General features: G+C 57.6%; 1 protein-coding gene. It reads left to right on the top strand.

Features of this window, described 5'->3' with window-relative positions:
- Positions 1-150 (top strand): hypothetical protein (locus SB765_RS34535; protein ID WP_410933146.1); only part of this gene is annotated, 150 nt, incomplete at its 5' end.
- Positions 151-229: the final 79 nt, after the last annotated feature.

Genomic DNA, 229 nt, shown 5'->3' with positions numbered 1-229 from the left:
CACATTCTGGCCGAACACAAGGAGCGCGCACGGCTGGCGGGCATGGACGGGCACATGGCCAAGCCGGTGGAATTGTCACAGTTGCGCGAGCTGATCCAGTACTGGGCCAACCAGCGGGAAACCCTGGTAGATCCAGCGCATACTTCCTAGCTGACACAAGCATCAGTATTGCTGAGGACTACGCCCCATGCTCCATGAGTTGTTCAGCGTCTACCTGAAAATGCTCGTG

This window comes from Pseudomonas sp. SIMBA_067 (assembly GCF_046534675.1).
Classification (GTDB): domain Bacteria; phylum Pseudomonadota; class Gammaproteobacteria; order Pseudomonadales; family Pseudomonadaceae; genus Aquipseudomonas; species Aquipseudomonas putida.
This window is presented reverse-complemented; position numbering and strand designations above follow the sequence as displayed.